This window comes from Aeromonas sp. CD (assembly GCF_033349375.1).
Classification (GTDB): domain Bacteria; phylum Pseudomonadota; class Gammaproteobacteria; order Enterobacterales; family Aeromonadaceae; genus Aeromonas; species Aeromonas hydrophila.
The window spans coordinates 394,108-406,964 of sequence record NZ_CP137631.1; the positions used below are offsets into that span (position 1 = coordinate 394,108).

Consider the following 12,857-nt stretch of genomic DNA (forward strand, 5'->3'; position numbering starts at 1 on the left):
GGTATGAACAAGGAACTGTTGAACTGCGAGCGGGTCTGGCTCAACGTGACACCCGCCACCCTGCGCTCCGATCTGGCCGACTACGGTCTGCTGGAGCCCCATGCCCTCGGCGTTCACGAGGGGCGGATCCACGCCCTGGTGCCGATGCAGGATCTCAAGGGCCCCTATCCCGCCCATTGGCAGGAGATGAAGGGCAAGCTGGTCACCCCCGGCCTCATCGATTGCCACACCCACCTCATCTTCGCCGGCAGCCGTGCCGAAGAGTTCGAACTGCGCCAGAAAGGGGTGCCCTATGCGGAGATCGCCCGCAAGGGCGGTGGCATCATCAGCACGGTGCGCGCCACCCGTGCCGCCAGCGATGAGCAGCTGTTCGAGCTGGCGCTGCCGAGGGTGAAATCCCTGATCCGGGAAGGGGTCACCACGGTGGAGATCAAGTCCGGCTACGGCCTCACTCTGGAAGACGAGCTCAAGATGCTGCGGGTGGCCCGCCGACTGGGGGAGGCGCTGCCGATCCGGGTCAAGACCACCCTGCTGGCGGCCCATGCGGTGCCGCCGGAGTATCGCGACGATCCCGACTCCTGGGTCGAGACCATCTGCCAAGAGATCATCCCGGCCGCCGCCGAGGCGGGCCTGGCCGATGCGGTGGACGTCTTCTGTGAACACATCGGCTTCTCGCTGGCCCAGACCGAGCAGGTCTATCTGGCGGCGGATCAATACGGTCTGGCGGTGAAAGGACACATGGATCAGCTCTCCAACCTGGGCGGCAGCACGCTGGCCGCCAACTTCGGCGCCCTCTCGGTGGATCATCTGGAGTACCTGGATCCGGAAGGGATCCAGGCGCTGGCCCATCGCGGCGTGGTGGCCACCCTGCTGCCCACCGCCTTCTACTTCCTCAAGGAGACCAAGCTGCCGCCGGTCGCCGCGCTGCGCAAGGCGGGGGTGCCGATGGCGGTCTCCTCCGACATCAACCCGGGTACGGCCCCGATTGTGTCGCTGCGGATGGCCATGAACATGGCTTGCACCCTGTTCGGCCTGACCCCGGTGGAGGCCATGGCCGGGGTGACCCGCCACGCCGCCCGCGCGCTTGGCGAGCAGGAGCAGCTGGGGCAGCTCAGGGTCGGCATGCTGGCGGACTTTCTGGTCTGGAACTGCGGCCATCCGGCCGAGCTCAGTTACCTCATCGGCGTCGATCAGCTGGTGAGCCGGGTGGTCAACGGCGAGGAGACGCTCTATGGATAAGTTCAACCCGGTCGACATGTCGGTCTGGCAGGGGCGTCAGGATCCGGAAGATGGCGAGCTGGCCCTGCGCTGGCACGACAAGGTACAACCCTGGCTACAAGCCGGCCGCGCCGCCCCGGGCGTAGCCCTGGTGGGCTTTGCCTGTGACGAGGGGGTGCGCCGCAACAAGGGGCGGGTCGGGGCCGCCGGTGCCCCGCTGGCGGTGCGCAAGCTGCTGGCCAACAGCGCCTGGCATCTGGGTCGGCCCGTCTATGACAGCGGTGACGTGAACTGTGAGGATGGCGATCTCGACGCCGCCCACAGCCGCCTGGCCGAACGGGTAGCCCGCTTGCTGGACGAGGGGCACTTCCCACTGGTATTGGGCGGTGGCCACGAGGTGGCCTTCGGCAGCTGGAGCGGCCTCAACCGTCACCTTCTGCAACAGAACGCTGGCCGTGGCCGGGTCGGCATCATCAACTTCGACGCCCACTTTGACCTGCGCATGAAGCTGGAGCAGGCGAGCTCCGGCACTCCCTTCTTCCAGATTGCCGAGCAGTGCGCCGCCCAGGGCACGCCGTTTACCTACGCCTGCCTCGGGGTGGCCGAGACCGCCAATACCCAGGCGCTGTTCGCGCGCGCCGAGGCGCTGGGGGTGTGGCACGAGCTGGACGAGGCGATGACGCCGGCCGAGCTGCCGGTCTTGCTCAGCGGGCTGGATGCCTTTATCGCCCGCTGTGATCACCTCTATCTGACCATCGATCTCGACGTGCTGCCGGCGGCCGTGATGCCGGGAGTGAGCGCCCCCGCCGCCCGCGGTGTGGAGCTGGCGGTCATCGAACCCCTGATTGCCCATATCCGGGCCAGCGGCAAGCTCAGGCTCGCCGATCTGGCCGAATACAACCCGAGTCTGGATCAGGACAACCGTAGTGCCCGCGTGGCCGCCCGGCTGGTCCACCAGTTAACCAAGTAGCGGCCTGCCACTGGCCGGCCGCCACCCTGCTGCATCGATAAACAAGGAGTGTATATGTCTGAGCAACACCAGGATCCCCGTCACGATCCCAATCGCGTGATCCGCGCCCCGCGCGGCACCACGCTGACCGCCAAGAGCTGGCTCACCGAAGCGCCGCTGCGGATGCTGATGAACAACCTGGATCCCGAGGTGGCCGAGCATCCCCAGTCGCTGGTGGTGTATGGCGGCATCGGCCGCGCCGCCCGCAACTGGGCCTGCTTCGACAAGATCGTCGAGGTGCTGACCCGGCTGGAGGAGGATCAGACTCTGCTGGTGCAGTCCGGCAAGCCGGTCGGGGTGTTCCAGACCCACAAGGACGCACCGCGAGTGCTGATCGCCAACTCCAACCTGGTGCCGCACTGGGCCAACTGGGAGCACTTCAACGAGCTCGATAAGAAGGGCCTGATGATGTACGGCCAGATGACCGCCGGCTCCTGGATCTACATAGGTACTCAGGGGATCGTGCAGGGCACCTACGAGACTTTCTTCGCGGTGGCCAACCAGCACTTCAACGGCGAACCCAAGGGGCGCTGGATCCTGACCGGGGGCCTGGGTGGCATGGGCGGCGCCCAGCCGCTGGCGGCCACCATGGCCGGCTTCTCGATGATCGCGGTGGAGTGCGACGAGACCCGCATCGATTTTCGTCTGCGTACCCGTTATGTCGACAAGAAGGCCCACAGTCTGGATGAGGCGCTGGCCATGATCGAAGAGGCCAAACAGAGCGGCAGCGCCGTCTCGGTCGGTCTGCTCGGCAACGCCGCCGACGTGTTCGCCGAGCTGGTGGCCCGTGGCATCACCCCGGACGTGGTGACCGACCAGACCTCGGCCCACGACCCGGTGCACGGCTACCTGCCGCAGGGCTGGAGCGTGGCCCAGTGGCGCGCGCTGCAAAAATCCGCGCCCCAGGAGGTGAACGTCGCCGCCCGCCACTCCATGGCCCGTCAGGTCGAAGCCATGCTGACCCTGCAAAGCCGCGGTGCCGCCACCCTGGATTACGGCAACAACATCCGCCAGATGGCGCTGGAGGAGGGGGTGAAAAACGCCTTCGACTTCCCCGGCTTCGTCCCGGCCTATATTCGCCCGCTGTTCTGCGAGGGGATTGGCCCGTTCCGCTGGGTGGCGCTCTCCGGCGATCCGGAAGATATCTACAAGACCGACCAGAAGGTGAAGGAGCTGATCCCCGATGATCCTCACCTGCACAACTGGCTCGACATGGCTCGCGAGCGCATCGCCTTCCAGGGCCTGCCGGCGCGGATCTGCTGGGTCGGGGTCAAGGATCGGGTACGCCTCGGCCTGGCCTTCAACGAGATGGTCAAGAATGGCGAGCTGAAAGCGCCCATCGTCATCGGCCGCGATCACCTGGACTCCGGTTCGGTGGCGAGCCCGAACCGCGAGACCGAGTCGATGATGGATGGCTCCGATGCCGTCTCCGACTGGCCGCTGCTCAACGCCCTGCTCAACACGGCCGGCGGCGCGACCTGGGTCTCCCTGCACCACGGTGGCGGGGTCGGCATGGGCTTCTCCCAGCACTCCGGCGTGGTGATCGTCTGTGATGGCTCCGATGACGCCGCCAAGCGGGTCGGTCGGGTGCTGCGCAACGACCCGGCCACCGGGGTGATGCGTCATGCGGATGCGGGCTACGAGATTGCCATCAACTGCGCCCACGAGGCGAAACTGGATCTGCCGATGATTGACGGCGCCAACGGTGTCAAAGGAAAGGTGTAACACCATGTTTGAATTGACTATTACCCCGGGCGAGCTGGATCTTGCCACCCTGCGCCGCGTCAGCCGCGAGCCGGTACACATTGCACTGGATCCCGCCGCGCTGGCGGGGATCCACGCCTCCGCCGCCGTAGTCACCAAGGTGATCGAGCAAAATCGGGTGGTGTATGGCATCAACACCGGCTTTGGTCTGCTGGCCAACACCCGCATTCCGGTGGAGCAGCTGGACGAGCTGCAGCGCTCCATCGTGCTCTCCCACGCGGCAGGGATTGGCGAGTACATGGATGACGCCACCGTGCGGCTGATGATGGTGCTCAAGCTCAACTCGCTGGCGCGCGGCTTCTCCGGCATCCGGCTGGTGGTGCTGGAGGCCCTGATGCGGCTGATCAACGCCGAAGTCTACCCGGTGGTGCCGAAGAAGGGCTCCGTCGGCGCCTCCGGCGATCTGGCGCCGCTGGCCCACATGAGCTGTCTGCTGATCGGGGAGGGCAAGGCCCGCCACGCTGGCGAGCTGATCGACGCCGCCACGGCCCTGAAGATTGCCGGGCTCGAGCCCATCGCGCTGGCCCCGAAAGAGGGGCTGGCCCTGCTCAACGGCACCCAGGCGAGTACCGCCTTCGCACTGGAAGGCTTGTTCCACGCCGAGGATCTCTACGCCGGCGCCATCACCATCGGCGCCATGAGCGTGGAAGCCGCCCTTGGCAGCCGCCGCCCGTTCGATGCCCGCATCCACGCGGTGCGCGGTCAGCGTGGCCAGATCGATGCGGCCGCCTGCTACCGCCACCTGCTGGTGGATGGCAGCGAGATCGGCATGTCCCATCACAACTGCGAGAAGGTGCAGGATCCCTACTCCCTGCGCTGCCAGCCGCAGGTGATGGGCGCCTGCCTGACCCAGATCCGCCAGGCCGCCGAGGTGCTGGTGTGCGAGGCCAACGCGGTCTCCGACAACCCGCTGGTATTTGCCGAGGACGAAGACATCCTCTCCGGCGGCAACTTCCACGCAGAACCCGTGGCCTTCGCCGCCGACAACCTGGCGCTGGCCATCGCCGAGATCGGGTCGCTGTCCGAGCGGCGCATGGCGCTGCTGATCGACTCGCGGATGTCCGGTCTGCCGGCCTTCCTGGTCAACAACGGCGGCGTCAACTCCGGCTTCATGATCGCCCAGGTCACCTCGGCGGCGCTCGCCTCCGAGAACAAGACGCTGGCCCATCCGGCCTCGGTAGACAGCCTGCCCACCTCCGCCAATCAGGAGGATCACGTCTCCATGGCCACCTTCGCCGGCCGTCGACTGGCGGACATGGCCGAGAACACCCGCGGCATTCTGGCGGTGGAACTGCTGGCGGCAGCGCAAGGACTGGATTTTCGTGCTCCCCTGCGCAGCACCGAGCTCATCGAGCTGGCCAAGGGCCGACTGCGGGAAGAGGTCAGCTTCTACGACAAGGACAGGTACTTTGCGCCGGACATCGAGGCGGCCGCCGCCCTGCTGGGCCGCGCCAGTTACAATGACCTGCTCCCGGCCGGCGTGTTGCCGAGCCTGTAAGCAGCGACTTTGCCCATAACAAAAGACCGCCCAATCGGGCGGTCTTTGCGTTGCTGCGGTTGGTGCGCGGTTATTCGTGCTCGAACATCAGGAACAGGTACACCACGAACAGCACCAGGTGAGTGGCCCCGTGCAGCACATTGGTGCGGCCGCTGCTGAAGGTCACCTTGCACACCATGAGGGTGGTGAACAGCAGCACCATGTCGGCAGCGGAGAGGCCCAGGCGCACCTCCTGCCCCAGCATGGCGCCGATGAACAGCACCGCAGGCACGGTGAGGGCGATGGTGGCCAGCACAGAGCCGAAGTAGAGGTTCATGGCCCGCTGCAGCTGGTTGTTGAAGGCCGCCTTGATGGCGCCGACCGCCTCGGGGGCCAGCACGATACAGGCGACGATGAAGCCGCCCAGCGCTGGCGGCGCCGCCAGCACCTTGACCCCGTGGTTTATGGGAATGGCGAGGGTCTTGGCCAGCAGGATCACCACCACCAGATAGGCGAGCAGCAACAGGGTGTGGTAGACGTTGCTCTGCAGCGGGCCGTGGTGTTCCTCGTAATCCTCGTGATCGCTGTCGATGAAGAAGTGGCTGTGGCTGCGGGTCTGGATCAGCAGGAAGACGCCGTAGAGCAGCACCGAGATGATGATCAGCATCCAGGACATGGCGCTCGACATGCTGCCGATGTTGCCCCCTTCGGTGAAGTTGGGCAGCACCAGGCAGAGCAGCGCCAGCGGAATGATGGCTACCAGATAGGATTTGACCCCGTCCAGATTGAAGCTCTGGGTGTGGTAGCGCCAGCCGCCGAACAGCAGGGTGAAGCCCACCAGGCCGTTGGTCACCAGCATCACCACGGCAAACATGGTGTCGCGGGCCATCACCGGATTGGGTTCGCCGGTCAGCATGACCGAGGAGATCATCACCACTTCCAGCGAGATGACCGACAGGGTGAGGATCAGGGTGCCAAAAGGCTCGCCAAGCTTGATGGCAAGGGCATCCGAGTGGCGCACCACCGAGAAGATGGCCCAGGTGACGATGGCAAGCAGCACCGCCGAGACAGGAAGATAAATCCCGAGCGGAGTGGCCTCTGTCAGCAGGTCGCTGCCGAGCGTCTTGAAAAAGAGCAGGGTGAGCAGGCCAACGGGCAGGGCAATCTCTTGCCGGATAAATGACTTCATAGGCAATGGTTCTCATCATCAGGGCGGCGTGAGCCGACGGGTAAGGAACAGGGTGGCGGCGCCACACGAGGTGGCGCGCCTGTTCATGATAAGGGGAGTTGTCCGCTCAAGGGAAAATCATTTTGTTGCTCATTTTGTTGCAAGATATGAGCGGCCGGCCTCGGCAGCGTGGATCAGCGCTCACCCGTGTGGTTCTGATACCAGGCCAGCAGCCAGATCTTCAGCTTGGTCAGCGCCATGGGCGGGGCATAGACATAGCCCTGGATCAGGTGCACGCCGTGCTGCTGCAGATAGTCGACCTGCTCCTGGCGCTCCACCCCTTCGGCGATCATCTCCATGCCCGACTCGCGGCCGAAGGCGATGGTGGCATCCAGTACGCTGCGCTTGAGGTCGTCGGTACCTATGGTGTCGACGAACATCTTGTCGATCTTGATCTGGCGGATGCCGAGCCGCTGCAGGTAGGCGAAGCCGCCGTAACCGGTGCCGAAATCATCCAGCTTGAAGTGGTAGCCCTGCTGCTGCAATGCGGTGATCTCGATGACGGCCGTCTTGATGTCGGTGATGGGCTTGCGCTCGGTCAGCTCGAAGGTGAGCTGGGCGGGCGAGGGCCAGCCGTGCTGCAACAGCAGGTTGCGCAAATGCGGGTGCTCGAGGTGGGCGGCCACTATGTTGACGCTGACCCACTGGCCGGGGGCGAGCCTGGGCAGATCGGCGATCACCTTTTCCAGCAGCTGGCTGGTCATCGGCAGGATCAGCTGTTGCTCCTCTGCATAGTCGATGAAGGCGCCGGGCGGGATCAGCTCGCCGCCCCGCTGCCAGCGCAGCAGCGCCTCGAATCCCACCACCTGCTGGCTGCGGCTGTCGACCACGGGTTGATAGAAGGGCACGAACTCCCGCCGTGCCAGCCCGGCCTGCAGCAACCCCTTGAGCGAGCGCCGGTAGTTGCGCAGCCCCCAGTAGGCGGCGACCAGCAGGGCCCCGACCGCCGCGCCACCCCAGAGCCCGTCGTGGCGGGCCTGCTGCTGGGCGTAGCGCTCCAGCGCCTCGCCCGCCCACAGGGTTTGCCGGATCTGTTCATCGGGATCGAGGAAGCTCAGACCTATGCTCTGACTGCCGGCCTCCTGCTTGATGGCACTGTCGCCGCGGGGAAAGGTCTGGCTCGATGTCCCCGGTTGCTGGTCGAATTCCAGATAAAAGCAATCGGAGCAAGGATATTGCAGCAGAGCATGGCTCCAGCTGTTGCTCAGCACCCAGTAGACTATGTTGCCAGCGGTGCGGTAGTAGGCGACCAGCTCCTGCTCGGTATGGAAGCGGGCCTGGGTGGCGGCGACTCCGAACGGCTCCAGGTTGGTGTAGGGGGGCAGTTCGGCCGGGGTGAAGGGCAGATCCAGCCCCAGACTGGAACAGCCGCCACCGGCGGCGAGCAGGATCCCCTGGATGCGGATGTGGCTGTTGTAGAAACGGGGATCCCGCAGCAGCGCCATATCTTGCTCGCCGCAGTCGAAGCGAAACTGGGTCAGCTGACTACGAATGTTGTCGTCCAGCAGACGGTGACGTTCCGCCAGCGCGGTCTCGATCTCTTCTTTCTTCTCCTGCAACAGCTGGTGGGCCAAGGGGCCGCCGAGCAGCTGACTGAGAGGCAGGCTGACCAGCAGGGGCAGGCAGAACAGCAGCAGGTTGAGCCAGAGGGGGGAGATGGGTCGCATGGTGCACCTGCCTGGTGTGCGGATGGGATGCATATGGGTGGCATCATCATAGTGCATTAGCTGGATCGATTTGAGCGGAGGCGATCACACTTGTGGCGTGAATTTATAATCTGCTGATAAATAATGGTTTTATAAAATGAGTTGCTGAAGATTCAATCGCTGACCTGTCATAAATGACAATTGTCCAGCTTATCTGAAGTGGCTAGAGTAGCCGTGCGGTTTGACTCACCGTGTGTTCAATACTCCTGTATCTGTTTTTTTGTCAGTAGCACAGAGTGTTAGTTTTGATATGAGTGTTTCTTTTGGTCCCCTTTGTGGGACCATTTTTCTGCCCGTCGCTCAGCCAGTGCGCTGAGTTCCCTCCCGTTTCTCCCCCGTCATCCGTCATTTTTTGGCCGTCACCCCGCCCGGGGCTTGGTGTTCTCGTACCGGTTTGGGTATGCTCGCCCGCTTAATTCCAGAAGCGGGATCTTCGTCCATAGGCGCGCTTCGAGGTTGGCTGATACGATGAAGCCACATGGATGTTGTCGGGCATACGGAAAGGCACATGAAACTGACCACTCAGCTTGTCTCGTTTATTACCCTGTGTGTCATTGCGGCCATGGCCATGGTGCTGCTTGGCGGGGTGTTCAGCTTTCGTGAGCTGGGCATGGAGATGCAACAGAAGAAGGTCAACTCGCTGGTCGAGATCATCGACAAGCAGCTGGAGGTGGCCGACGATCATCAGGATCTCACCCGCTGGCTGCCGATCCTGCTGCGCTCGGCCCACGTGGTGGAGCTGGAGATCCGCCAGGACAAACAGCGGATCTACTGGTTTCGCGACGTACAGCAGCCGACCGACGAGAGCCTGCTGATCCCCTATCACCAGCCCATGCCCCATCAGTCTGGCATGCAGGCCGACTTCAAGCTGGAGCGGCCGTTCAAGGAGTTCGAGTACTCCATCAAGGCGATGTCCGGCATCTCCCTCGGCGTCTTCATCGTGGTGTTCGGCCTCTGGTACTCGATTCGCTGGCTGCGGTTGCAGTTGCGGGGAGCCGAGCTGCTGGCGGAACGGGCCCAGCTGATCCTCGACAACAAGCTCACCAAGCTGGCCCATGATCCGGCCGACGAGTGGCCGCAGTCGGCCAGCCAGGCCCTCGACTATCTGCTGGCCGAGCTGGCGGATGCCCGCAAGGAGCGCAGCCGCTTCGACAACTTCATCCGCAGCAACGCTTTCGTCGACAAGCTGACCGGCATCGGCAACCGGCTGTTCTTCGACAACCGGCTGGAGAGCGCCATCATGGAGGCGAGCGTGATGAGCGGTGGCGTGCTGCTGATCGAGCTGGCCGGCCTGGAGGAGCTGGATCCCGAGCTGAACGGCCGCCAGAGCCAGGATCTGCTGATGGAGGCGAGCGCCTCCATCGCCGCCTTCGTGCGCAAGCACAACGGTGCCCTGCAGGCCCGCTATGCCGGCCAGGTGTTTGCCGTGCTGCTGCCCAACATGTCGGAAAGCGAGATGGTGGATGGTGCCGGCCAGCTGCACAAGAGCCTGCAGCGGCTGCACTGGCCCGAGGCGGTCAATGCCGACACCGCCGTCTATCTCGGCGCGGTCTGCTATCAGGCCGAGGATTCTCTGCTCAAGGTGCAGGAGGAGGCGGAGCTGGCGCTCAAGAGCGCGCGGTTGCAGGGCCACACCGGCTGGTTCCTCTACGAGAAACAGCTGGACGAGGAGCAGAGCAGCAAGGGCACGGTGCGCTGGCGCACCCTGATCGGCCGGCGTATCGAGGAGCACGGCATCGATTTTTATGTGCAACCGGTGCAGCAGGAGCGGGATCAGGTAGTGTTGCAGCAGGATCTGCTGATCCGGATCCACGACGAGCAGGGGCGGGAGCTGCAGGCCGGCGTCTTCATGCCGATGGCGGAGAAGGCGGGGCTGTTGCTGCCGCTGGATCGGCTGGTGGCGGAGCAGACCCTCGGCCTGCTGCGCCAGCGCTCCGAACAGAGCTGCCCCATCAGCCTGACCCTTTGCGCCCAGAGCCTGCTACACCGGGAGTTTCAGCGCTGGCTGTTCTTCGATCTGTTCCAGCTGCCGCGCAGCACCAACGAGCGCTTGATCCTGCAACTCTCCGAGGCTCAGGTCACCCGCCACTACGAGGCGCTCAAGCGGCCACTGCGGGCACTGCGTATGCTGGGCTGCCAGCTGGCTATCGACCACGCCGGCCAGGATGTGGTGAGCACCCAGTACATCAAGGAGTTCGAGATCAACTTCCTCAAGTTGCACCCCAGCCTGGTGCGCGAGATCCATACCCGCCAGGTCAACCAGATGGCGGTGCGCAGCCTGGTGGGAGGCTGCGCCAACACCCGCACCCGGGTCATCGCCGTGGGGGTGGAGAGCGGTGACGAGTGGAAGATGCTGCGCCACCTCGGGGTGCACGCCGGGCAGGGCCCCTGGTTCGCCGAGCCGGAACGGCTGGTGCTGGAGCCGGCCGGCGCCTGATGGTTGCAAGAGAGGGTCGCCTGGGCGACCCTCTCTTTTTGTGGTTCAGCGCCGGTATTGCGCCCGGCACGCCGTCACAGGCGCCCCTGCTCCCTCAGTCCCGCCAGCCCCTGCATGCCGCCGGTGTGGATGAAGACGATCTTGCTGCCGCGCGGGATGCGGCCTGCCGCCAGCTCGCGAAACAGCCCCCACATCGCCTTGCCGCTGTAGATGGGCTCCAGCGGCAGGCCGGTCTCGGCGCAGAAGGCCTGCACCCACTGCCAGAGCGCCGGGCTGAATTTGGCATAGCCGCCGTCGTGGTGATCCAGCGCGATCCGCCAGCCGGGCGTGTCGGCGGCAGCGGGATGGAGTCGGCGTACCTCGTCGGCGATGAAGCTTCCCCCCTTGAGCACCGCGATGGCGAGGATCTGCTGTGGTGCCCGCTTGCCGGTGATGAGCCCGGCCAGGGTGCCTCCGCTGGCGCAGGGCAGCACCCAGAGATCCGGCGAGAAGGGCACTTCATCGACCAGCTCGGCTACCCCGGGAATGGCCAGCGGGCTGCTGCCCCCTTCCGGCACTATCAGGGTCTCTTCATCCTCGAATTGGGCCAGCCAGGCGGGATCCTGCCGCCGCCGGTAGCTTTGGCGGTCGACAAAAACGAGATCCATGCCCCAGCCTTTTGCAGCGCTCAGAGTGCAGTTGCTGACGGCTTCCGGCTCCCCGCGTATGATGCCGGTAGTGCGCAGGCCAGATTGGCACCCCGCTGCCGCCAGGGCATGGATGTGATTGGAGTAGGCCCCGCCAAACGAGAGCAGATGGCGTTTGCCCTGCTCCCTGGCGTGCAACAGGTGGTACTTGAGCTTGCGCCACTTGTTGCCCGAGATGGCGGGGTGGATCAGATCGTCCCGTTTGCACCAGAGCTGGACTCCATAGGCGCTCAACAGCGGGTGCGAGACAGCTTGCAGAGGCGAGGGCAGCAGGGCGGGTTGCAGCGGCAGCGGTGCCCTTGGGCCGGTCTGGGATGGCAATGCGTAATCGGTCATTTATCTGGAGGCTAATGCTCTGTTTATGCTAAGGTTTAATCCGTTTTGGGCAGCCAGGTGCGGGTTTCAATGAAACAACTTTTCAGACGTTCGACCCCCAGCCGTCAGGTAGGACTCCTGCTGGCCAGCGATCGGATCATGCTGGCTTCGCTCGGCAACCCGCCCATCTTCGCCACCCGCGCCATCAATGGCCCGCAAGAGTGGCCCCAGGCCATGGCCGAGCTGTTCAGCCGCCACGGTCTCGCCAAGTCTAAGGTGCGAGTCGCCCTCGCGGCCAGCCTTTATCAACAGGTCCAGATCGACAAGCCCGCCGTCCCCGATGCCGAAATGGCCGGTGCCCTACCCTGGGCGATCAAGGATTATGTCAGCGAATCCGTGCTGCAGCTCGCCATGGATTATGTGGATCTGCCCACCCCGCCGGCGGGCCGGCCGCGCATCAACGTGATCTGCGTGCCCAAGGCGCGAGTACAGCAGCTGGCGGATGCGGTCAACGGCATCGCCAGCCTGGACGCCATCGTCAGCGACGAGCTGGCGATGACCGCGCTCTACGAGCCGGATCAGACGGTGCGCATGCTGCTGTGGCAGCCGAAGGGGCAGGATCTGCAACTGCTGGTGTTCCATCAGGGGGGGCTCTGCTTCTCCCGCCAGTTGCGCGGTTTCGGCGCCCTCACCGGCGAGCATGAGCCTGACGCCATGCTGCTCGATTCGCTGGCGCTGGAGATCCAGCGCTCCCTCGATTACCTGGTGGGCCAGCTCAAGCTGCCGGAACTCGGCCAGATGCAGCTCGCCATCGCCTCGCCCTTTATCGGTACTCTGGTGCGCCACATGGAGCAGACCTTCGGCTTTGCCGTCTCTGCCATGGCCAACAAGGCGATCCTGTCCGGTGTGGAATATCTCTCGGCCTATGCAGCCGCCCTGGGAGGTGAGCAATGAGCGCGCTTGCCATGTCGACTGCCAAGGCCAGCAAGTCCGAGTTACTGTTTGGCATCGAGTATC

At 64.5% G+C, this 12,857-nt stretch carries 9 protein-coding genes; 6 read left to right on the plus strand and 3 right to left on the minus strand.

Going from position 1 to position 12,857, the window contains the following annotated elements:
* Nucleotides 1–3: 3 nt before the first annotated feature.
* The 4 genes from hutI to hutH are packed head-to-tail and all read left to right on the plus strand — an operon-like array spanning nucleotide 4 to nucleotide 5,489.
* A complete protein-coding gene (gene hutI / locus R2E40_RS01805; protein WP_318164607.1) occupies nucleotides 4–1,239 on the plus strand; it encodes an imidazolonepropionase in 1,236 nt (411 codons plus the stop codon).
* On the plus strand, nucleotides 1,232–2,188 hold the full coding sequence (hutG, locus tag R2E40_RS01810) for a formimidoylglutamase (RefSeq protein WP_318164608.1): 957 nt from the start codon (nucleotides 1,232–1,234) through the stop codon (nucleotides 2,186–2,188). Before hutI ends, hutG begins: the two co-directional genes overlap by 8 nt.
* 54 nt (nucleotides 2,189–2,242) lie before the next feature.
* Nucleotides 2,243–3,952, plus strand: a complete 1,710-nt coding sequence (hutU, locus tag R2E40_RS01815; RefSeq protein ID WP_318164609.1) for a urocanate hydratase — start codon at nucleotides 2,243–2,245, stop codon at nucleotides 3,950–3,952.
* Between the two features lie 4 nt (nucleotides 3,953–3,956).
* Nucleotides 3,957–5,489: a histidine ammonia-lyase gene (hutH, locus tag R2E40_RS01820; RefSeq protein WP_016349147.1), complete on the plus strand. Its 1,533-nt coding sequence runs from the start codon at nucleotides 3,957–3,959 to the stop codon at nucleotides 5,487–5,489.
* 70 nt (nucleotides 5,490–5,559) lie between these two features.
* Here the strand turns inward: hutH and R2E40_RS01825 are convergent, their stop codons facing one another.
* Both R2E40_RS01825 and R2E40_RS01830 read right to left on the minus strand, forming a co-directional pair.
* Nucleotides 5,560–6,657 (minus strand): calcium:proton antiporter, encoded by a 1,098-nt coding sequence (locus R2E40_RS01825; RefSeq protein ID WP_017408799.1) that lies wholly within the window; start codon nucleotides 6,655–6,657, stop codon nucleotides 5,560–5,562.
* A 173-nt stretch (nucleotides 6,658–6,830) separates the two neighbouring features.
* Entirely contained in the window at nucleotides 6,831–8,363 is a 1,533-nt protein-coding gene (locus tag R2E40_RS01830; RefSeq protein WP_318164610.1) for an EAL domain-containing protein, read from the minus strand.
* A 547-nt stretch (nucleotides 8,364–8,910) separates the two neighbouring features.
* Here R2E40_RS01830 and R2E40_RS01835 point away from each other — a divergent pair.
* Nucleotides 8,911–10,839 (plus strand): RNase E specificity factor CsrD, encoded by a 1,929-nt coding sequence (locus tag R2E40_RS01835; protein WP_318164611.1) that lies wholly within the window; start codon nucleotides 8,911–8,913, stop codon nucleotides 10,837–10,839.
* Between the two features lie 74 nt (nucleotides 10,840–10,913).
* On the opposite strand, the gene R2E40_RS01840 is transcribed toward R2E40_RS01835, so the two are convergent.
* A complete protein-coding gene (locus tag R2E40_RS01840; RefSeq protein WP_318164612.1) occupies nucleotides 10,914–11,861 on the minus strand; it encodes a 1-aminocyclopropane-1-carboxylate deaminase/D-cysteine desulfhydrase in 948 nt (315 codons plus the stop codon).
* A gap of 69 nt (nucleotides 11,862–11,930) precedes the next feature.
* Here R2E40_RS01840 and mshI point away from each other — a divergent pair, with 69 nt between their 5' ends.
* A complete protein-coding gene (mshI, locus tag R2E40_RS01845) occupies nucleotides 11,931–12,794 on the plus strand; it encodes an MSHA fimbrial biogenesis protein MshI (RefSeq protein WP_011704361.1) in 864 nt (287 codons plus the stop codon).
* Nucleotides 12,795–12,857 lie beyond the last annotated feature (63 nt).

Coding starts and splice junctions, on each gene's coding strand:
- mshI (WP_011704361.1), top strand. CDS start 11,931: ATGAAACAACTTTTCAGACGTTCGACCCCCAGCCGTCAGGTAGGACTC.
- hutH (WP_016349147.1), top strand. CDS start 3,957: ATGTTTGAATTGACTATTACCCCGGGCGAGCTGGATCTTGCCACCCTG.
- R2E40_RS01830 (WP_318164610.1), bottom strand. CDS start 8,363: ATGCGACCCATCTCCCCCCTCTGGCTCAACCTGCTGCTGTTCTGCCTG.
- hutI (WP_318164607.1), top strand. CDS start 4: ATGAACAAGGAACTGTTGAACTGCGAGCGGGTCTGGCTCAACGTGACA.
- hutG (WP_318164608.1), top strand. CDS start 1,232: ATGGATAAGTTCAACCCGGTCGACATGTCGGTCTGGCAGGGGCGTCAG.
- hutU (WP_318164609.1), top strand. CDS start 2,243: ATGTCTGAGCAACACCAGGATCCCCGTCACGATCCCAATCGCGTGATC.
- R2E40_RS01825 (WP_017408799.1), bottom strand. CDS start 6,657: ATGAAGTCATTTATCCGGCAAGAGATTGCCCTGCCCGTTGGCCTGCTC.
- R2E40_RS01835 (WP_318164611.1), top strand. CDS start 8,911: ATGAAACTGACCACTCAGCTTGTCTCGTTTATTACCCTGTGTGTCATT.
- R2E40_RS01840 (WP_318164612.1), bottom strand. CDS start 11,861: ATGACCGATTACGCATTGCCATCCCAGACCGGCCCAAGGGCACCGCTG.